This window comes from Streptomyces sp. NPDC107517 (assembly GCF_055582645.1).
Genome location: NZ_JBVJPM010000010.1, coordinates 277,572 through 297,235 on the forward strand (window position 1 = coordinate 277,572; position 19,664 = coordinate 297,235).

The window sequence follows — 19,664 nt, forward strand, 5'->3', positions numbered from 1 at the left end:
GGATGAGGCGGAGGGGGTGGGGTCATGGCGGTGCGGGCGAGGGCTACGGCTCAGAGTGCGGGCGGGCTGCCGGGCAAGAGCGGTGCCCGCCGGCGGTCGCCGGGCCGGACCCGGTTCATGGGCGTGCTGCTGATCCTGCTGGCCCTGATATCGGCGGTGCTCTGCTACATCGCGTTCTCATGGTGGCTGCCCTCCGACAGGGACCGCTACCGGGACTACGTGGCTGCCGAGCCGTGCCCCGCCCGTGCCACGGCGCAGGTGCAGACGGACTGCCTGAGCACCTGGCATTTCACCGTCGTGAAGAGGGAGATCAAGAACAGCGGGCGGACTTCCAGCTACAAGGCGATGCTGAAGGACGGGCACTCCTGGCAGGGAGTCGTGGACTTCGGCGACCCGGGGCCGCTCCTGAAGCGGCTGGAGACCGGCGACCGGGTCACGGCCACCGTCTGGCGCCGCGACATCGTCGTGCTCAGCAAGGACGGCGTCCGGCAGAACACCTCCGAGGCGCCCCGCGACGAGATCCAGATGAACGCCGCCATGGGCATGCTCGCCGCGCTCTTCGCGGCTGAGGCGTGCGCGTTCGGCGCGGTACGCCTGGTCAGCCCCCGCGACTACGCGCCCTTCACCTGGGACCCGTACGGCAGGCGGCTGCTCTTCACCGGCATCGCCGTCTGCTTCGGCGTGGGGCTCCCGGCGGTGTGGACCGGCATCCCGTGGTGGACCGTGCCCGCCGTCGGACTCCCGGCCATGGCGTGCGCGGCGGTGCTGATGTATCCCCGCCCGGGGCACACGGCCGCAGGAAAGTAACCGGATTCTTCCGTCACTCGCCCATGACGGGTGCCGTGTCGTAGAACCGGGCTTCACGGCGCCGGGCACGTGTGTCTGGCCGTCTCCGAAGAACAGCTGTCGGAGCTGGGGGCCGCAGTCCCTTCGTCAAGGCGCTGACGAGCATCCGGATGACGGATCATTTGCTGGGCCGTCCGGAGAAGTGGGAGAAGCTCCGCCCGCACGCCGGGGAATGGTTGCGGCGTGAAGTGCGGGAGCGTCAGGTCCATTGCACCGGCCCGTTTCCTGTGTGACGGCCCAGGGCCCGCGAATCCGCCGCGTTCCACCAGCTGGTGGAACCGCTGTACGCGAGTGAGGAACTCCTTGTCGCGGCCATCCCCCTGATGCAACCGGAGATGCTGCGCGTCACGCTTGAGGACATGGCGGTGGACCGGCTTTCCGTATCCGCGCGGGACCGGCTGGCCAGGTATCTGCCCTAGACGCCTGACGGCCTCAAAGGTTGTACGCCCTTTGCCAATTGGTCATGTGAGAAGCGACATGTGTGTGACGCGTGATGCTTGTGTTGCGTCATCCGCTGGGCCAGGCGGGGGAGTAGGAAGGCCACTCCCCGAACTGGACGAGGAGCGGACGCCATGGGAGCTGGTCACCAACCCGAGCCGAACGCTGCGGACATGCGGCGGCACGCTGCGGGATTCGTCGCGCACGCCACCGCGCGCAACCGGCTCCCGCTCGACTACACCGTCGCCAGCCTCCGCGTCGCGGACTTCCTCATCGACGGTCTGCGCAAAGGGACTTCGGACCGGGAATCGGTCACGGGGGCCCTGTTCGGCATCGGCGCGTACGTGGGCGAGGTGCTCGTGCGGCGGGCCGGGGCCGTCTGGGTCGACTTCGACGTCGCCCAGCGGACCTACTTCGGCCAGCCCGCCGGCGTCCGCATGCCCGACGGACGCGTGTGGAACCCCCTCGGAAAGGTCGTCAACCGCTTCGAGCTCGGCCGCGAGGAGTCCCTCCAGACCTTCTATCTGACCCTCCATGGGCGGCGCGGTGACCAGGACAGGACCAGGACCTGCGCCGCCCTGTGACATTTCTGTGGGCCTGGACGCTGATGACCGTGGGGGCATGGACACGATGACCTGTGTCGCGTCGGGTCAGTACGCGGACGTACGAAGAGGACAACGGTTGGGCCAGGTGGGGGAGCCCCGTCGCGCGCACGCGCGTGACGAGGAGCTGGGCATGGCCGTGGCGCGGGCGCAGGAGGGGGACGAGGCCGCGTTCGCGGTCGCGTACCGGCTCGTGCAGCCGGGGCTCGTCGGGTATCTGCGCGGCCTCGTCGGCGACGAGGCCGAGGACGTGGCCTCCGACGCCTGGCTGGAGATAGCCCGCGACCTCGGGCGCTTCCGCGGGAACGGCGCCGGGTTCCGCGGCTGGACCGCCACGATCGCCCGCCATCGCGCGCTCGACCTCCTGCGCCGCCAGAAGGTCCGCCCGCGCCCGTCCGGGCTCGAACAGGACATGCTCGAACTCCCCGGCACCCACAGCACGTCCGACCAGGCCCTCGAGACGATCTCCACCGAACAGGCACTCACGCTGATCAGCGACCTCCCGCGCGACCAGGCCGAGGCGGTGCTCCTGCGCGTGGTCGTCGGGCTCGACGGGCCGTCCGCCGCGCGCGTCCTCGGCAAGCGCCCGGGCGCCGTGAGGACCGCCGCGTACCGGGGCCTCAAGAAGCTCGCGGACCGGCTCGGCGCGCGAGGTGTGACGGATGACGGCCCCACGACGCTGGGGGAGTCGAGATGACTGACAACCCACTCAGGCAGGACCACGGGCCGGCCGGCCCGGAGGGGGCCGCAGACCTCGAGACCCTGCTCGCCGCCGCCGTACGCTCGGCGGAACAGCGGGACGGCGCCCAGGAACGGGCCGTCGCCGCGTTCCGCGAGGCCCGCGACCAGGGAGCCCACTTGGCCAGGACACGACGCCGCGACGACTGGCGTCCGCGCCCCCGAGGTCTCGCCCGCCGGTCACTGCGCACCACCGTGGGCACGCTGGTCGCCGGCGTCACGCTGGGCGGTGTCGCGATGGCCGGGATCGGCACGGTCGGGGACGCCTCGGGTGATGACTCCGAACAGCGGCCGGCATCCCGGGGGAGCGCCTCCAGTACCCCCGGACGGTCCACGCCCGGCCCGGTCCGGCCGTCCGCCACGGTGCCCGCCCCGTCCCAAGCGCCCGGTCGGTCCGCCGGCCACCCGGACCAGGCCGGGGACACCCTCGCCAAGTGCCGCGCGTACGCATCCGTACGGGACCGGGGCGGGGCGCTCGACTCGACCGCCTGGCAGCGTTTTCTCGCGGACGCAGGCGGAGAGGCCTCCGTGGACGCGTACTGCGAGGCGGAGGAGGCCCGCCAGGAGGCGGGCAGCGGTGAAAAGGGCAGCGACCAGGCAGTCGACGGGAAGGCAGAAGGCCAGCAGAACGGGCACCCGAGCCCGAGCCCGAAGCCGATCCGGGCGAAGACTTCCAAGAAGTAGAAGACTTCCAAGAAGTAGAAGACTCCCGGGAAGTAGAAGACTCCCGAGAAGTAGCGGGATCCCGGCAGACATGGATGCGCGGGCGGCATCGGCACGCCTCGGCGTGCCCGCCCCGAAGAGCACCGCCGGGACGGCCGAGGCCGCCACCCCCCACAGGAGAGGCCCCGGCCGTCGCGCGGTACGGGCCGCGCGGCGGCCCGTACTACCTTCAGCGCCGCGCGTGCGTTTTCTGTCACACCGCGTTGTGTCACGTGCTAGTTGCGGGTTGTACAAACGTGGACGGGGAGCGGTATCAGGCCGTAGCGTGCTGGTTCGCGTCGGTGAGCGGCGCAGGGTTTAAGCGCAAGGGTGGCGCAGTGCTGGGGGACGACGCGGAGCTGACGGCCGCGGTGCATGCGGCGCAGGACGGGGACGAGACCGCGTTCCGGACTGTGTACCGCGCGGTGCATCCACGCCTGCTCGGGTACGTACGGACACTCGTCGGCGAACCGGACGCGGAGGACGTCGCGTCCGAGGCCTGGCTGCAGATCGCCCGGGACCTCGACCGGTTCAGCGGGGACGCCGACCGCTTCCGCGGCTGGGCCGCACGCATAGCCCGTAACCGCGCCCTCGACCACATACGCATGCGGGGACGCCGGCCCGCCATCGGCGGGGACGAGACCGAGCTCACCGGCCGGCCCGCGATATCCGACACCGCCGACGAGGCGATGGAACTCCTCGCCACCGGCGACACGCTCGCGCTCATCGCCCAGCTTCCGCAGGACCAGGCCGAGGCCGTCGTCCTGCGCGTCGTCGTCGGGCTCGACGCGAAGAGCGCCGCTCAGACGCTCGGCAAGCGTCCGGGCGCCGTCAGGACAGCGGCGCACCGCGGCCTCAAGCGCCTCGCCGAGCTGCTCGGCGCCGAGGGTTCGCATTCGCAGACGGAGCACGCGGGCCTCGACGCCGTACCGCCCCCGAGAGAACCACGCGGGCACGCGGTGACGTCCGCCGGTGTGACGCATTCGCGTACGCGGACGCAGAAGGACATGTGATGGCCGACGAGCACAACAAGTGGCTGGACCGGGACGCGGCCGAGCGTCTGCTGCGCGGTGAGCCCCTCGAAGCCGTCGACGCAGCCACCCGCGCCCGGGCCGCCCGCCTCGCGGAGACACTCGACGCACTTGCCGTGACACGCGTAGACGGCGGCGAACTGCCGGGCGAGGCCGCCGCGCTGGCCGCGTTCCGCAAGGCGCGCGAATCCGGCGCTCAGGAGCCGGGCGCCGCGCCCCTGAAGGCACGCCATGCCCGGCCTCGCGGGGCTCTCGCCCCGGTCGCCTCGCTCCACGCTCCCGTGGGCCGGGGGGACGGCACGAACGCGAACGCGAACGACGCGAACGCGAACGCCGGGATCGGCGGGCACGCCGGTTCCGACGTCGGCAGTGTCCGCCTCACGAGACCCGACGCGCGGCCCGTCCGCTGGGGCCGCCCGGTGCGGTTCGGGATGGCCGCGGCGCTGGCCGGATGCATGATCGGCGGCGTCGCCGTCGCGGCCGGGACCGGAGTGCTGCCGTCGCCGTTCGGCGGACACGGTGAACCGGGCCCCGCCGCCAGCGTCTCCGCCGCCGCGTCTCCCGAACAGCCCCTCGCTTCCCCGTCGCCCGACATCTCGGAGACCGACGGCGGACGCTCGGGCGACGCCGTGCCCGGCAGCGAATCGCCCGTGCCCGGCTCGGGCGCCCCGTCCCAGGACGACACGGCGGCCCGGCCCGGCCCGGCGACGACGCGGCCCGGCACCGGCCTGCGCGAATCGGACGCCGCGGACCAAAAGGCATGGCGGCAGCGCCTGGTCGACGCCTGCCGCAAGTACCGCGACGGCGACCTCGACGACTCCCAGACGGAGCGTCTCAGGGCCGCCGCGCAGCGCATCGCCACGATCAAGCGGGACCGTGACCTCGACCGGTTCTGCGCCCGCGTTCTCGACGAGGCCGACGAAACCCGCGGCGGCGACGACGGCGACGGCGACGGCAACAAGGGCAACGACAAGAACAGCGGCAAGGACGGCGACGAGGACAGCCAGAACGGCGAGCACCCCGGCGTCAGCGCCGCCGTGCCGACCGCCTCGTGGGTCCCGTCCGAGCCCGGCGGCGACGCCTCGGACACCGCGCCGACGACACCGCCCACGACGGCCTCGGCCTCGGCCTCGTACAGCGCCGCGCCCGCACAGTCCTGAGTCTGTTCTCAGCCACCTCTGAGCTCGTCCAGACCTGCTGGAACCTGCTCCGAACCGCGCTGACCTGCCCTGACCTGCGGAGACAAAGAATTTCCGATGCGGGTGTGACGTTTTTGGACGCGGGGGCGCAGTACCAAGTGAGCCGACTGGTCATCGGCCGTGCACGAGCCGCGGGTTCCCCCCGTACCTTCGGCTCCGTGCCACTGGCGCGGGCGGGACACGTTCCCCCGGTCCCGCCCGCGCCCCACTTCTCAGCAGGTCACCAGTAGACGACGACCTTGTCGCCGGTGCGGACCTGCGCGAACAGCGACGCGATCTTCGCCTCGTCCCTCACGTTCACGCACCCGTGCGACGCCCCGTTGTAGCCGCGGGCCGCGAAGTCCGCCGAGTAGTGCACCGCTTGGCCGCCGCTGAAGAACATCGCGTACGGCATGGGCGTGTGGTAGATCGTCGAGACGTGGTGGCGCGACTTCCAGTACACGCTGAAGACGCCCTCGCGGGTGGGCGTGAACTGCGAGCCGAACCGCACGTCCGTCGTCATCAGCGCCTTGCCGTCGATCATCCACGTCAGCGTGCGGCTGGTCTTGCTGATGCAGACGACGCGGCCCGTCATGCAGCGCCGGTCCGGCTTCGCCGCTGGCTGCCCGCCGGCCGCGTAGAGCTCGTCGCGCGTCGGGGTGTGGGTCATCTTCACGAGCCGCGCCCAGGTCACCGTGTCCGTGTTCCCCGTGCGCGGCAGGCCCCGCTTGCCCTGGAAACCCTCGACCGCCTTGGTCGTCGCGGGGCCGTACTTCCCGTTCGGCCCTTCGAAGAGCCACGCGATCTGCCGCAGCCTGGCCTGGAGTTCACGCACCTTGCCGCCGCTGGCGCCGCGCGCCATGAGGACCTTCGGCGGCGGTGTCGGTCTCACCGACGGGGTGCGGGAGGGCGTGGCGCTCGGCTCCTTCGCGTCGTCGGAGGGGGACGTTGACGCCGAGCCGTGCGCCTTCGGCGGCGGCTGCTTGCCGCCCGTGTCGACGGCCTGTGTCCTGCAGCCGCCGGCCAGGGCGATCACCCCGGCGACGGCGAGTGATCCACGCATGACGGTCGCACGCATCCGGGCCCCCGCAGTCTCGTCGCTCGTCCGATGTGCCAACAGAGATGTTTCCCGCGCGCGTCCGGTTGCGAACTCGGCGTAAATACCGCGCATTGTGGGATGGAGCAGAGGTGAAGGACGGGCTGTGAGCAAGGTCCCAGCCTGCGGCTCTCCATCGTGAGCAGGCGCGCCGCTACAGTCCGTCGCGAGGGTCGACCCAACTGGCAAGTAACACCGGAGCTGGAGGCACAACCATGGCGCGCGAGTCTGAGTCAGGACTGCCCATCGAGCCGGTCTACGGCCCTGATTCGCTGGCCGACTGGGACGCGGCCGAGAAGCTCGGCGAGCCCGGCAAGTACCCCTTCACCCGGGGCGTCTACCCGTCGATGTACACCGGCCGCCCGTGGACGATGCGCCAGTACGCCGGCTTCGGCACCGCCGTCGAGTCCAACGCGCGCTACAAGCAGCTCATCGCCAACGGCACGATGGGCCTGTCCGTCGCCTTCGACCTGCCCACCCAGATGGGCCACGACTCGGACGCCCCGATCGCGTCCGGCGAGGTCGGCAAGGTCGGGGTGGCCATCGACTCGATCGACGACATGCGGATCCTGTTCGGCGGTATCCCGCTGGACAAGGTGTCCACGTCGATGACGATCAACGCCCCGGCGGCGCTGCTCCTGCTCATGTACCAGCTCGTCGGCGAGGAGCAGGGCGTCCCCGCGGACCAGCTGACCGGCACGATCCAGAACGACGTGCTGAAGGAGTACATCGCGCGGGGCACGTACATCTTCCCGCCGAAGCCCTCGCTGAGGCTGATCGCCGACATCTTCAAGTACTGCCGGGCCGAGATCCCGAAGTGGAACACCATCTCGATCTCCGGCTACCACATGGCCGAGGCCGGTGCCTCGCCCGCGCAGGAGATCGCGTTCACGCTCGCGGACGGCATCGAGTACGTGCGCACGGCCGTCGCGGCCGGCATGGACGTCGACGACTTCGCGCCGCGCCTGTCCTTCTTCTTCGTGGCGCGGACGACGATCCTGGAGGAGGTCGCCAAGTTCCGCGCGGCCCGCCGGATCTGGGCCAAGGTCATGAAGGAGGAGTTCGGCGCGAAGAACCCCAAGTCGCTGATGCTCCGCTTCCACACGCAGACCGCGGGCGTGCAGCTCACCGCCCAGCAGCCCGAGGTCAACCTCGTCCGCGTCGCCGTCCAGGGCCTCGGCGCCGTGCTCGGCGGCACACAGTCGCTGCACACGAACTCCTTCGACGAGGCCATCGCGCTGCCGACCGACAAGTCCGCGCGCCTCGCCCTGCGCACCCAGCAGGTTCTCGCCTACGAGACCGACGTGACCGCCACCGTCGACCCGTTCGCCGGCTCCTACGTCGTCGAGAAGATGACGGACGACGTGGAGGCCGCCGCGCTCGAGCTCATGACGAAGGTCGAGGACCTCGGCGGCGCGGTCAACGCCATCGAGCACGGCTTCCAGAAGAACGAGATCGAGCGCTCCGCCTACCGCATCGCGCAGGAGACCGACTCCGGCGAGCGCGTCGTGGTCGGCGTCAACCGCTACCAGCTCGACGCCGAGGAGCCCTACGAGCCGCTGCGGGTCGACCCGGCGATCGAGGCCCAGCAGGCCGAGCGCCTCACGAAGCTGCGTGCCGAACGCGACCAGGCGGCCGTGGACGAGGCGCTCGCGGCGCTCAAGAAGGCGGCAGAGAGCGACGCGGACTCAGCCAACGTCCTGTACCCGATGAAGGACGCCCTGCGCGCCCGCGCCACCGTCGGCGAGGTCTGCAACGCGCTGCGCGACGTGTGGGGCACGTACATCCCGACCGACGCGTTCTGAGGCCGCGTATCACCCTCTGAGCAGGGAGTGTCGTATGGCCATATAGGCGTGCGACACTCCCTTTCATGCTCGGTGTCATCAATCTCCCGACCTATCTGGCCGGCCTCGTCCTCATCGTCCTGCTGCCAGGACCGAACTCCCTCTACGTGCTCTCCGTGGCCGCCCGCAAGGGCATACGCACCGGATACGCGGCCGCCGCCGGTGTCTTCACCGGGGACACGGTCCTGATGACACTGGCCGCGCTCGGCGCGGCCTCCGTGCTGCAGACGACGCCCCTGCTCTTCCTCGTCGTGAAGTACGCGGGAGCGGGCTACCTGACGTGGATGGCGATCGGCATGATCCGGTCGGCGCGGGCGCTGTGGAAGCAGCGCGGTGAGTCCGCCGTGGAGACCGAAGCCGAGCCGGTGGCCGGGAGCGGTGACGAGCACCCGTACCGCCGCGCCCTGATCGTCAGCCTCTTCAACCCGAAGGCGATCCTGTTCCTGATCTCCTTCTTCGTTCAGTTCGTGGATCCCGGCTACGCCTACCCGGCGCTGTCCTTCGTGGTCCTCGGCGGCCTGCTCCAGATCCTGAGCTTCCTCTACCTCTCCACCCTGATCTTCAGCGGTACCCGCCTGGCCGACGCCTTCCGGCGCCGCAAGCGGCTCTCGGCGGGCGCGACCACGGCGGCGGGCATGCTGTTCCTGGGCTTCGCGGTCAAGCTGTCCCTCGCGGGGGCCTGAGGTCCCCGGCCCCGGCCCGGACGAGGGCGCTAGCCCCTGCGGGCGCGGCGCACGGCCCGGGTGATGACCGGCGGCGTCAGGTCCACGGCGATCCGGCGGGCGCGGCTGCGCCTGCGTACGGGGGCCGGAGCCGGGGCGGAGGCCGCCTTCGGTTCCTCCGGGCGCTCGTGTTCCACATGGTGGCGGGAGCGCGGGAACGCGGGCGCCCTGACCGCCTTCGACTTCGTGCGGACCAGGCGGTGACCGGCCGCCTGCTGCACGCTGAGGGCGATGTCGTCGCGTTCCCTGAGCATGCCGAGGAGCTCGTCCTGGAGGGGCTCGGGGTCCTCCCATGTGGCGTACAGCTTCTGGGTGCTCAGGCAGAGCGGGCGCAGGCCGCGGTTGAGCACGGCCTCCCACGCGGCGACGGAGACGCCCGGTGTGTGCTCGGAGCGGAAGTCGTCCAGGACGACGATGCCGTCGGCGCCGAGGAGTTCGCGGGCGGCGCCGATGTCGCCGTACACGTGCTCGTAGAGGTGCGAGGCGTCGATGTGGACAAAGCGGCAGGTGCCCGGGGCGACCTCGCCGGAGATCACGGAGCTGGGCGCCTGGACGACCTTCGGCAGTTCGTCGTGGAAGGAGAGGTAGTTCTCCTCGAAGGCCTGCCGGGTCAGTGAGGCGTACGACTTGGTGGATTCGGCCTGGTTCGCCTCGTCGGGGGCGTCGCCCTCGAACAGGTCGCACACGGTGAACTTCTCGGTGCCGTGCAGATGCTGTCCGAGGAGGACCGCGCTCTTGCCCATGTAGACGCCGAGTTCCAGCAGATCCCCGCGGACCTCCCGCCGCGTCTGCCGTTCGAGGAGCCAGGTGAACAGGAGTTGGTCGAGCGGGGGGAACCAGCCGGGGACGTCGTCGAGGTCGATCGGGCGCCGGGCGGTGGTGTGCACAGCAGTCATGGGACGCGAACCTATGAGCTCCCGATCGACAGGGTCAAGGCGCTCACAGATCGCATCCGCCAATCGGACAGCAAACTCCACCGGGTATGAATCCTCAGTGAATCCTGGCGGGCGTGGGGTTCAGCTGTTTGCGCAGGAAAGGTGCAAGCGGCTTCTCCACGAAGCGGTTCAGGAGCCATGCGAGGGTGAGCATCGCGGCCACCGTGAGGGTGAACGTCACGGCCGAGGGCAGCCCGAGACGCCGGTGCAGCACCTCGATCACCACCCAGCCCAGATGCTCGTGGACCAGGTAGAACGGGTACGTCAGCGCGCCGGCGACCGTCAGCCATCCCCAGTTGATCCGGTTCAGCAGCCCGAGCGCGATCGCGCCCACCGCCACGAAGCCGAGGGTCACTATCAGGATGATCGAGCCCGACCCCCGGTACGAGAAGAAGTGAGGGTTCGGTGCATGCCACAGTGCGGCCACCGCGTAGTGCTGACCGATCAGCCAGCTCACGAGGACTATGCCCCACGCGGTCATGTCGCGGCGGTCGAGGTGGAGCAGATACAGGCCGACGCCGCCGATGAAGTACGGCGCGTACTCCGGCATCAGGATGACCTTGAGGGTCGGCTCGCCGGACGCCTGGGTGATCGCGGCGGCGAGCGTCCACACGGCGCAGAACAGCACGACGCGGCGCCGGTTCGCGCCCGGCAGGACGATGCACAGGGCGAACAGCGCGTAGAAGCGGACCTCGGCCCACAGGGTCCAGCAGACGCCGAGGACCCGGTCCACACCGAGCGGCTGCTGGAGCATCGTCAGGTTGAGGAGCGCGTCACTGGGCGAGACAGCCTTGTACGCGACCACGGGCAGCGCGAAGACCGCCGTCACCAGGATCACGGCCGCCCAGTAGGACGGCAGCAGCCGGGACGCGCGGGAGGCGAAGAACGAGCGCAGGGGCTTGCCCCAGCCGCTCATGCAGATCACGAAGCCGCTGATGACGAAGAAGATCTGCACCCCGAGGCAGCCGTAGGCGAACCACTGGTGCAGCGACGGGAACTGGACCTTCGGTGAGGTGCCCCAGGCCTGGGACACCTCACCGTCACGGCCGCCGTAGTGGTACGCGGCGACCATGAGGGCGGCTATGAGGCGCAGGCCGTCCAGGGCTCTCAGCCGCGGTGCGTGCGCGCGGGGACGCGCGCTCCGCACCGTGGCGTCCGCTCCCGGAGCAAGCTTGGGGAGCGTCGTCTCTGAAGTACTCATCCGAGGGCAGCCCGCTTGAACGAGCGCGCGCGGCGGGCGACCCGGCGCACCGTCGCGTTGCGCGGAATGAACGCGAGCTGGGCCGGGACGGCGCCAGGCAGCGCGAGGGACGTGAGTCGGCGGCGCTTGAAATAACGCCACGTGTGGTCGCTCAAGTGCGTCGAGAGATAGCGCTCGGCCGCCGCCCGCAGGTCCGGGTAGATCTTCGGCTGCATCGCGAAGCCGACCGCGCGCACCAGCTGGTTCAGCTCGGCGTTCGCCGTGCCGGACTCCTGCGCGGTCACGGCCGCCCGCTCCGAAAGCTCCGGCAGCAGCGCGTCCACGATCGTGACCGGGACGCGGTTGCTGTTCTGGTACGGCGAGAGCCGGTCGAGGAGGGTGCCGGTGCCGATGCGGGCGACCGGGATGCCGTAGAACGCGGACGCGGTGAGGAGCGCCGTCGAGAAGCAGCCGACCACGAGGGCCGGGCGCATCCGCTGGTACAGGACCTCGGCGAGCACGGGTGTGTCGAGGACGGTGAGCTCGACGCCGAGCTTCTCCGCCTCCGTCTCCAGCGTGCGCGACCAGGTGGCCGGCGCCGTCGGATGGGGCTTGAAGACGATCCGCGTGTGGCCGAGGGCGACCGCGCCGCGCATCATCCGCACATGCAGGTCCTCCTCCTCCTGCGCGGTGAGGATGTCGAGCGCGGACAGGTACTGCCCGAGCAGCACGGCCGGTTCGGGCCCGACGGGCGGCAACTCGCCGCTCACATCGCCCAGTTCGGCCAGCACCTTCACGAAGACGTCCGTCGGCACGACCTCGGGCGCCACGCCGAACTCCGTGAGGAGCAGCGGCTTCAGGTCCGGCACGAGGTCCAGGTGCAGCAGCCGCCGCACGCGGGTGCCGACCAGCGGGTCGATCTTGTTGCGGGTCGGGCCGTAGCTCATCAGGCCGTCCGCGTACACGTCGACGGGGACGCCGGTGAAGATCTGCGCCACGGCCATCGCCGGGTTGACCTGGATCGACTCCACGGCCAGCTCGACGTCGTCGTCGCCCAGGTCCCAGGCGAGCCGCAGATGGCGCTCCCACAGCGGTACGTCGTCGGGGCGCGGGGCCCAGCCACCGGGGTGGAACGGCGCGATGGTCTCGTTCCACGACACGACGTCGTCGAAGCGGCCGCGCAGCCGGTCGAAGCCCGGCATCTCGTCGACGGCGGGCGTCGTCTCCGGGGTCGCCGCGTTGTTGGCGACGAGCAGGATGCGCCGGTCCGCTGGCGAGAAGCAGTCCGCGTCGAGGGCCGCGGCGAGCGTCGCGGTCCCGTACAGCGTGGAGGCGAGGAAGATCTGCGTGGTCACGCGGCAGCCACCCCCGCCGCGGCGGGGCGGCGCCGCAGCCGGCGCAGGCGCGTCGCCCGCTGGACGTCCATCGAGTCGAGCGCGTCGTCGAGTACGTCCTGCGGCATGCGCTTCAGCGCCGCGGAGCTCATTGTCTTCAATTTGCGCGCCACTGCCGGTTCGAACCTTTCGATGGATCCCAAGTGGTGGGAAATAATGGCGCAGTACGTACGTACGGCCTTCGGCAGAAGTTTTTCCGCGTCCTGGTCCTGCGCCGTTTCGGCCACCACCTGGTCGAACGCCTTGATGAAATCGAGCTGCCGCACATCGCCGATCTGCGTCAGCGACGAGGCGACACCGCGCCGGTAGAAAACGCCGAGAAGTCCCACCGCGGCAAAGGATTTCGCCTCGCGGTGCAGCCGCCAGATCCACGGCCTGTCCTCGGCCGTGCGCAGACCGTCGGTGAAGTGGAGGAGGCCTGCGTCGGCGAGCCGCCGGTGGTACATGCCGGCCCACGCGTACGCGTAGTCGACGGACGTCGAGCGGTCGGCGGGCAGGATCGCCTCGCGCGGATCCATGACGACACCGCGCCTGCCGGTCGGCACGCGGTGGACGGTGCGGGCCCGCGCGGTGCACTGGACATGGTCCGTACGGACGAAGTCGCAGCCCAGGCCTTCGATGGAGGCGAGCAGTTGCTCGTAGTATCCAGGGGCGAGCCAGTCGTCCCCGTCCAGGAATGTCAGGTACTCACCGCGCGACGCGTCGAGTCCGGTGTTGCGCGCGGTGGCCAGGCCTCCGTTCTTTTCGTGTCTGACCAGGACGGCGCCGGGCAGCTCGCGCTCGGCGCGCGCGAGAATGTCCGGGGTCTCGTCCTTCGAACAGTCGTCGACGAGAATGAATTCGAAGTCGTCGCGCGCGTTGGCGCGAAGACTTCTGAGGGTGTCGGGCGCGTATTGCTGCACGTTGTAGAACGGCACGATGACGGAGAGCTTGACCACGTGAAGGACGCTAGGCGGCGGCCCGGCATTCGTCTTGACCGATGGTGAGATGTCAGGTGAACGACGCGTGGCGGAATAGTGAACCCGCCTGCTTCCCGGGCACTTCCCGGCCGGATTCGCCATTCGTCGGTGCGCTGTTAACCGTTTGTTGCACTCCGGTTGGGCCGTCGATCGGAATCGCTTCCTAGCTTCTTCGGTGTGCCAGCAAGTACCTCTGAGACCCGACGGGTCGCCGTGCTCGCGGACTCCGACACCCGGTGGAAGTGGGGCGCGCTCACCGCGCGCCGCCTCACCACCGACGAGAGCCCGCTCGACGGATTCCTCCTGCGCGGCCGGGCCACCCCGACACCCCGCCAGCTCGACGAAGTCGGCGTCCGCGCCGACAGCCTCGACGAAGTCACCGCCGTCGAATTCCTGCGCCGCATGGAGCAGGACGCCGACCGCTACGACGTCGTCGTCCTCGCCCTCGTCGGCGGCGCCGTCCAGGCCATGCTCCACGGCCTCGCGCGGGCCTGGCAGGGCAGGGCCAAGCGGCCCGTCGTCGTCACCGGCTACGTGGGAGTCGTCTACGAGAAGCTCGCCGACGGGCTGCTCCTGCGGCACGGCGCCGACCTCGTCCTCGCCAACTCCCGTCACGACGCGGACCGTTTCCGCGCCGTGTACGAGGGTGTGGACGCCGACGCCTCCTCGGTGACCGAGTGCGCGCTGCCGTTCCTCGGCGGCACGCCCTACGAGGAGAAGCACGACCCGTACACGGTCGTCTTCGCCGCGCAGCCCTCCGTACCGGACACCCCCGCCGACCGCGCCTACCTGCTCAAGCGGCTCGTCGGGCACGCCCGGCTGCACCCCGAGCGCGAGGTACTGCTCAAGCTGCGCAGCAAGCCGGGCGAGCACACCACGCACATCGAAGAGGCGCCGTACCAGAAGCTCGCCCAGCGGATCGACGGCGGACTTCCCGCCAACTGCCGCCTCGTCTACGGGCACATGGGCGAGGTGCTCGACCGCACCGACCTCCTGGTCACCGTCAGCTCGACGGCCGCGCTCGAAGCCCTGCACCGGCGCATCCCCACCGCGCTGCTCACGGACCTCGGGGTGCGCGAGGCGCTCGGCAACCATCACTTCACCGGCTCCGGGTGCCTCGCCTCCTGGGACCAGCTCGACGCGGGCCACCTGCCGAAGGCCGACGAGGAGTGGGTGGCACGCCAGGGCGTCGCGGCCGACGGCACGTACGACACCGCCTTCGACACGGCCCGCGCCCGGGTCACCGGCCTGACCGGAGCCGACCGGCTCCCGTCCCTGGCCCCCTACTACAGCCTCACCACCGCCCCCGGCTACCTGCCGCGCATCCTCGCCCGCCACCACCTCGCCCCGGACGGGACGCCGCTGCCCGGCGCACCCGCCGCCGGCAAGGAGCCCGGCCCCGTCCGGCAGATAGTGCGTCGCGCCGCCCGTGGCGCCTACCGGCACGGAGTGCAGCGCGTGGCGCCCGTCATACGGCGGATGGGCGAGCTGTGAACGCCCGTACCCCTCAAGGAGACCTGATGACCAACCCGGAAGCGGGCACAGCGGCACCGGTCCGCCGCGTCCTCGCCGTGATCCCCGCCCGCGGCGGCTCCAAGGGAGTGCCCGCCAAGAACCTCGCCCCGGTCGGCGGCGTGCCCCTCGTGGCCCGCACCGTCCGCGAGTGCCGCGCCACCCGGCTCGTCACGGACGTCGTGGTCTCCACGGACGACGCCGCGATCGCCGCCGCGGCCCGCGAGGCGGGCGCCGAGGTCGTCCTGCGGCCCGCCGCCATCGCCGGCGACAAGTCGAGCTCCGAGGCAGCCGTGCTGCACGCCCTCGACGCCCACGAGGCCCTCCAGGGCGCAGCGGTCGACGTCGTGCTCCTCGTCCAGTGCACCAGCCCCTTCATCGTCCGCGAGGACATCGACGGCGTCGTCAACGCGATCGTCGAGAAGGGCGCCGACACGGCCCTGACCGTCGCCCCCTTCCACGGGTTCGTGTGGCGCGACGACTCCGATGAACCCGGTGTGCCGGCCGCGCCCGCGGTCGAGCGCGCCGCCGTCGAGGGCGGCACCGACACGCTGGTCGCCCCCGCGGCCACCAGCGGCGGCTACGGCGTCAACCACGACAAGTCCTTCCGCCAGATGCGCCAGGACCGCCCCCAGGACCTCCTGGAGACCGGCGCGGTCTACGCCATGGACGCGAACGGCTTCCGCGTGGCCAAGCACCGCTTCTTCGGCCGTACGGAACTCGTCCGTACCGACCCCGCGCGGGTCCTGGAGATCGACGACCCGCACGACCTCTCCCGCGCCCGGGCCCTCGCGCCGCTCTTCGACGCGAACAGGCCCGGCTCCCTCCCGACCGCCGAAGACATCGACGCGGTCGTCCTCGACTTCGACGGCACCCAGACCGATGACAAGGTGCTGATCGACTCCGACGGACGGGAGTTCGTCACCGTGCACCGCGGTGACGGCCTCGGCATCGCGGCCCTGCGCAAGTCGGGCCTGCCGCTGCTGATCCTGTCCACGGAACAGAACCCGGTCGTCGCCGCCCGGGCCAGGAAGCTCCAGATCCCGGTCCTGCACGGCATCGACCGCAAGGACCTCGCACTGAAGCAGTGGTGCGAGGAACAGGGCATCGCGCCCGAGCGCGTGCTCTACGTCGGCAACGACGTCAACGACCTCCCGTGCTTCGGCCTTGTCGGCTGGCCCGTGGCGGTCGCGAGCGCCCACGACGTCGTACGAGGCGCCGCGCGTGCGGTCACCGCTCTCCCCGGTGGTGACGGCGCGATCCGAGAGATCGCCACCTGGATCCTCGGCCCTTCTCTCGACTCCCTCAACAAGTAAGGAACTCCCCAGTCATGAGCACCAACTCCCGCCTGCGCACGTTCGGTTCGAAGACGGCCGGCCCCGGTCAGCCCGTGTACATCACCGGTGAGATCGGCATCAACCACAACGGCGACCTCGACAACGCCTTCAAGCTGATCGACGTGGCCGCCGAGGCCGGCTGCGACGCCGTCAAGTTCCAGAAGCGCACCCCCGAGATCTGCACCCCGCGCGACCAGTGGGACATCGAGCGCGACACCCCCTGGGGCCGGATGACGTACATCGACTACCGCCACCGCGTCGAGTTCGGCGAGGACGAGTACCGCCAGATCGACGAGCACTGCAAGAAGCGCGGCATCGACTGGTTCGCCTCCCCGTGGGACACCGAGGCCGTCGCCTTCCTGGAGAAGTTCGACGTCCCGGCCCACAAGGTCGCCTCCGCGTCGCTCACCGACGACGAGCTGCTCCGCGCCCTGCGCGCCACCGGTCGCACGGTCATCCTCTCCACCGGCATGTCGACGCCGAAGCAGATCCGTCACGCGGTCGAGGTCCTCGGCTCGGACAACATCCTCATGTGCCACGCCACGTCGACCTACCCGGCGCAGGCGGAGGAGCTGAACCTCCGGGTCATCAACACCCTCCAGGCCGAGTACCCGAACGTCCCGATCGGCTACTCCGGCCACGAGACCGGCCTGCAGACCACGCTCGCCGCCGTCGCCCTCGGCGCCACCTTCGTCGAGCGTCACATCACCCTCGACCGCGCCATGTGGGGCTCCGACCAGGCCGCCTCCGTCGAGCCGCAGGGCCTCACCCGCCTCGTGCGCGACATCCGCACCATCGAGGCGTCCCTCGGTGACGGCGTCAAGAAGGTCTACGAGTCGGAGCTCGGCCCGATGAAGAAGCTCCGCCGCGTCGCGGGCGTCGTCGCCGAGTCGGAGATCGCCGTCGCCGCGGGCGAGCCGGTCGGCGTCTGACCGTCCGACGTCCGCCCGTGTGGGCCGGCGCCCAGCCGGGCGCCGGCCCACGGGCCCCAACCCCTCACAGGTCCCTCGGAGGGCCCATGCCGCCCATGTCAGCAGCACGCTCCGGACGCCGTTCCGGAACCCTGTGTTTCGTGGAGAGCCCCGTCCAGCTCCTCAACGTCCTGGAATGGGCGCACCGCGCCGAGAGCACCGACAAGACGGACCGGATCACCCTGGTCGTTCTGTCGCCCACGGACCCCATGACCCGCGGCCAGCTGCGCCGCATGGCCGAACTCGCCCGCGACGAGGGCCACATCGTCCGCTGGGAAGAGGCGCGCGGCGGCGCCACCGCGCCCTTCCACACCATCGGCGGACTCGCGGGCGCGCTGCGCAAGGCCGCCCGCATCGTCATCGGCGACCCGTTCTCCCGCTACGTGCAGCTCCTGCTGACGATCACCCGGGCCCCCGAACTCGTCGTCGTCGACGACGGCACCGCGACCATGGAGTTCGTCTCCCAGCTCGCCCGCGGTGAACGCCTCGTGCGCTGGCACCGCCGCGGCGGCCGCCCCGGACCGCGCGACATCGTCTTCGCCCCCGTGTCCGCCGCCGCCCGCCGCCGCCTCACCCCCGACGGCACCCGCCGCACCGTCGAAGTCTTCTCGGCCATGCCGATCGACTCCGTCCCCGACGGTGTCCGCGTCACCCGCAACGAATTCACCTGGACCCGCGCCCGCTTCGGCCCGCCCCGCATGACGAAGGGCGCCGACCTCGTCGGCACGTCCCTCGTCGAGACCGGCGTCGTCGACCCGGACCGCTACCTGGAGGCCGTCCGCGCCCTCGCCGGCGCCCACGGCGCGACGCGCTACTTCGCCCACCGCCGCGAGAGCGCGGACAAGCTGCACCGTCTCGCCACCGAGACCGGCCTCGAAGTGGTCCGCCCCGACCTCCCCCTCGAACTGATCGCCCGCCGCGGCCCCATCGGCCGTACGATCCTCAGCTTCCCCTCGACGGTCGTCCACACCCTGCCCCTGGCCCTCGTCGGCACCGAGGTCCGCGTCGCCGTCTGCGACATCGACCCCGCCTGGCTGACGGAGAACGCCTCACCGCGCGCCCAGGGCTTCCTCTCCGGTGTCACCGGCACCGCACGCGACGTACACCGCCTCGCCTCGGTCGCCCCGGCGATGTGAGCCCCGGCCTCCGGGATCTTGGCCAGACCTTGGTGATCGCATAGCCATCCGAAGGGCAACGCGACGGGGCGTGAGCCGGTCAAACCCACCGCACCCCCCACTCCGTATCCGTACAGAGCGCCCAGAGGAACCCGTGACGCACCCCCGGCACCGCCTGTCCAAGAGACGCCGCTACCTCGCCATGTCCGCCGCAGGCGTGGCACTGGCCGCCACCGGAGCGATCGTGGCCCAGTCCGCGACAGCGACCACCCTGCCCGCGGCCAAGACGTACACCGGCCGCGCCTTCGACACCTGCACGGCCCCCTCCCTCTCCGCCATGAAGGCCTGGAAGACCGGCTTCTACGGCGCCGCGGCCGTCTACGTGGGAGGCAAGAACCGCGGCTGCGCCCAGCCCAGCCTCACCGCCTCGTGGGTGAAGTCGGTCAGCGCCTCCGGCTGGAAACTGATCCCGCTCTACGTGGGCGCCCAGCCGCCCTGCCAGTCCGGCGCGAACCCCGAGAAGATGACCGCGTCCACCGCCGCGTCGCTCGGCGCGAAGGACGGCGCCGACGCCGTCACCAAGGCCGCCGCCCTCGGCATGAAGAGCGGCTCCCCGCTCTACCTGGACATGGAGTCGTACGACACCACCGACACGTCCTGCAACAACGCGGTCCTCACCTACGTCCGCGCCTGGGACAAGGCCGTGCACGCCAAGAACTACCGGACCGGCTTCTACGGCTTCCGCAGCTCCAGCGCGAAGGCCGTCGCCACGACGACGAACCGCACCGACATGCCGGACATTCTCTGGTACGCGCTCTGGGACAAGGTCAACACCACGACGTCCGACTGGCCTTTCGCCTCCACCCTGTGGACGGGCCACCGTCGCGCCCACCAGTACATGGTGAACAGCAAGGAGTCCCGCGGCGGTTACACGATCACGGTGGACCGGGACGCGTGGGACGCGCCGGTGGCGATCGTCGGGTAGCCGAGGCCGGTGGGGGGTATGAAAGAGGTGTCATACCCCCCGTACAGGTAGGTCATGCGCACCGAGGCCGAGTTTCTTA

19 protein-coding genes are annotated in these 19,664 nt (G+C 70.8%); 14 read left to right on the forward strand and 5 right to left on the reverse strand.

Annotated features, from left to right (window positions below):
• Positions 1–117 precede the first annotated feature (117 nt).
• The 7 genes from ACZ67T_RS24135 to ACZ67T_RS24165 all read left to right on the forward strand — a co-directional run bounded on the left by ACZ67T_RS24135 (position 118) and on the right by ACZ67T_RS24165 (position 5,517).
• Positions 118–807: a hypothetical protein gene (locus tag ACZ67T_RS24135; protein WP_469986729.1), complete on the forward strand. Its 690-nt coding sequence runs from the start codon at positions 118–120 to the stop codon at positions 805–807.
• Between the two features lie 311 nt (positions 808–1,118).
• Positions 1,119–1,265 carry a hypothetical protein gene (locus ACZ67T_RS24140; protein WP_469986730.1) on the forward strand — a complete coding sequence of 49 codons (147 nt, stop codon included), beginning with the start codon at positions 1,119–1,121 and terminating at the stop codon, positions 1,263–1,265.
• Between the two features lie 192 nt (positions 1,266–1,457).
• Positions 1,458–1,868, forward strand: a complete 411-nt coding sequence (locus tag ACZ67T_RS24145) for a hypothetical protein (RefSeq protein ID WP_469986731.1) — start codon at positions 1,458–1,460, stop codon at positions 1,866–1,868.
• 97 nt (positions 1,869–1,965) lie between these two features.
• On the forward strand, positions 1,966–2,583 hold the full coding sequence (locus ACZ67T_RS24150) for an RNA polymerase sigma factor (RefSeq protein ID WP_469986821.1): 618 nt from the start codon (positions 1,966–1,968) through the stop codon (positions 2,581–2,583).
• Positions 2,580–3,308 (forward strand): hypothetical protein, encoded by a 729-nt coding sequence (locus ACZ67T_RS24155; RefSeq protein ID WP_469986733.1) that lies wholly within the window; start codon positions 2,580–2,582, stop codon positions 3,306–3,308. Before ACZ67T_RS24150 ends, ACZ67T_RS24155 begins: the two co-directional genes overlap by 4 nt.
• Positions 3,309–3,664: 356 nt before the next feature.
• A complete protein-coding gene (locus ACZ67T_RS24160; RefSeq protein WP_469986734.1) occupies positions 3,665–4,339 on the forward strand; it encodes an RNA polymerase sigma factor in 675 nt (224 codons plus the stop codon).
• The gene (locus ACZ67T_RS24165; RefSeq protein ID WP_469986735.1) at positions 4,339–5,517 is read left to right on the forward strand and encodes a hypothetical protein; all 1,179 of its coding nucleotides are present in this window, start codon (positions 4,339–4,341) and stop codon (positions 5,515–5,517) included. Before ACZ67T_RS24160 ends, ACZ67T_RS24165 begins: the two co-directional genes overlap by 1 nt.
• A 259-nt stretch (positions 5,518–5,776) precedes the next feature.
• Here the strand turns inward: ACZ67T_RS24165 and ACZ67T_RS24170 are convergent, their stop codons facing one another.
• Positions 5,777–6,613, reverse strand: a complete 837-nt coding sequence (locus ACZ67T_RS24170) for a L,D-transpeptidase family protein (protein WP_469986736.1) — start codon at positions 6,611–6,613, stop codon at positions 5,777–5,779.
• 233 nt (positions 6,614–6,846) lie between these two features.
• Here ACZ67T_RS24170 and ACZ67T_RS24175 point away from each other — a divergent pair, with 233 nt between their 5' ends.
• A complete protein-coding gene (locus tag ACZ67T_RS24175; RefSeq protein WP_469986738.1) occupies positions 6,847–8,436 on the forward strand; it encodes an acyl-CoA mutase large subunit family protein in 1,590 nt (529 codons plus the stop codon).
• 65 nt (positions 8,437–8,501) lie between these two features.
• Positions 8,502–9,158 carry a leucine efflux protein LeuE gene (gene leuE, locus ACZ67T_RS24180; protein WP_469986739.1) on the forward strand — a complete coding sequence of 219 codons (657 nt, stop codon included), beginning with the start codon at positions 8,502–8,504 and terminating at the stop codon, positions 9,156–9,158.
• Positions 9,159–9,187: 29 nt separating this feature from the next.
• On the opposite strand, the gene ACZ67T_RS24185 is transcribed toward leuE, so the two are convergent.
• The 4 genes from ACZ67T_RS24185 to ACZ67T_RS24200 form a co-directional block, all read right to left on the reverse strand.
• Positions 9,188–10,093 carry a class I SAM-dependent methyltransferase gene (locus ACZ67T_RS24185; RefSeq protein WP_469986741.1) on the reverse strand — a complete coding sequence of 302 codons (906 nt, stop codon included), beginning with the start codon at positions 10,091–10,093 and terminating at the stop codon, positions 9,188–9,190.
• A gap of 94 nt (positions 10,094–10,187) precedes the next feature.
• Positions 10,188–11,333, reverse strand: a complete 1,146-nt coding sequence (locus ACZ67T_RS24190; protein WP_469986743.1) for an acyltransferase family protein — start codon at positions 11,331–11,333, stop codon at positions 10,188–10,190.
• Positions 11,330–12,667: a polysialyltransferase family glycosyltransferase gene (locus ACZ67T_RS24195; protein WP_469986745.1), complete on the reverse strand. Its 1,338-nt coding sequence runs from the start codon at positions 12,665–12,667 to the stop codon at positions 11,330–11,332. The genes ACZ67T_RS24190 and ACZ67T_RS24195 overlap by 4 nt, the downstream gene beginning before the upstream one ends.
• A complete protein-coding gene (locus tag ACZ67T_RS24200; protein ID WP_469986747.1) occupies positions 12,664–13,644 on the reverse strand; it encodes a glycosyltransferase family 2 protein in 981 nt (326 codons plus the stop codon). Before ACZ67T_RS24200 ends, ACZ67T_RS24195 begins: the two co-directional genes overlap by 4 nt.
• 198 nt (positions 13,645–13,842) lie before the next feature.
• Between ACZ67T_RS24200 and ACZ67T_RS24205 the strand changes: the two genes are divergently transcribed.
• The 5 genes from ACZ67T_RS24205 to ACZ67T_RS24225 all read left to right on the forward strand — a co-directional run bounded on the left by ACZ67T_RS24205 (position 13,843) and on the right by ACZ67T_RS24225 (position 19,585).
• Positions 13,843–15,159: a DUF6716 putative glycosyltransferase gene (locus tag ACZ67T_RS24205; RefSeq protein ID WP_469986748.1), complete on the forward strand. Its 1,317-nt coding sequence runs from the start codon at positions 13,843–13,845 to the stop codon at positions 15,157–15,159.
• 26 nt (positions 15,160–15,185) lie between these two features.
• Entirely contained in the window at positions 15,186–16,493 is a 1,308-nt protein-coding gene (locus ACZ67T_RS24210) for a cytidylyltransferase domain-containing protein (protein ID WP_469986750.1), read from the forward strand.
• 14 nt (positions 16,494–16,507) lie between these two features.
• Complete coding sequence (locus ACZ67T_RS24215) at positions 16,508–17,446, forward strand: N-acetylneuraminate synthase family protein (RefSeq protein ID WP_469986752.1); 939 nt, start codon at positions 16,508–16,510, stop codon at positions 17,444–17,446.
• An 86-nt stretch (positions 17,447–17,532) separates the two neighbouring features.
• Complete coding sequence (locus tag ACZ67T_RS24220) at positions 17,533–18,621, forward strand: hypothetical protein (RefSeq protein WP_469986754.1); 1,089 nt, start codon at positions 17,533–17,535, stop codon at positions 18,619–18,621.
• 181 nt (positions 18,622–18,802) lie between these two features.
• Positions 18,803–19,585 carry a glycoside hydrolase domain-containing protein gene (locus ACZ67T_RS24225; RefSeq protein ID WP_469986823.1) on the forward strand — a complete coding sequence of 261 codons (783 nt, stop codon included), beginning with the start codon at positions 18,803–18,805 and terminating at the stop codon, positions 19,583–19,585.
• The last annotated feature ends 79 nt before the right edge of the window (positions 19,586–19,664 follow it).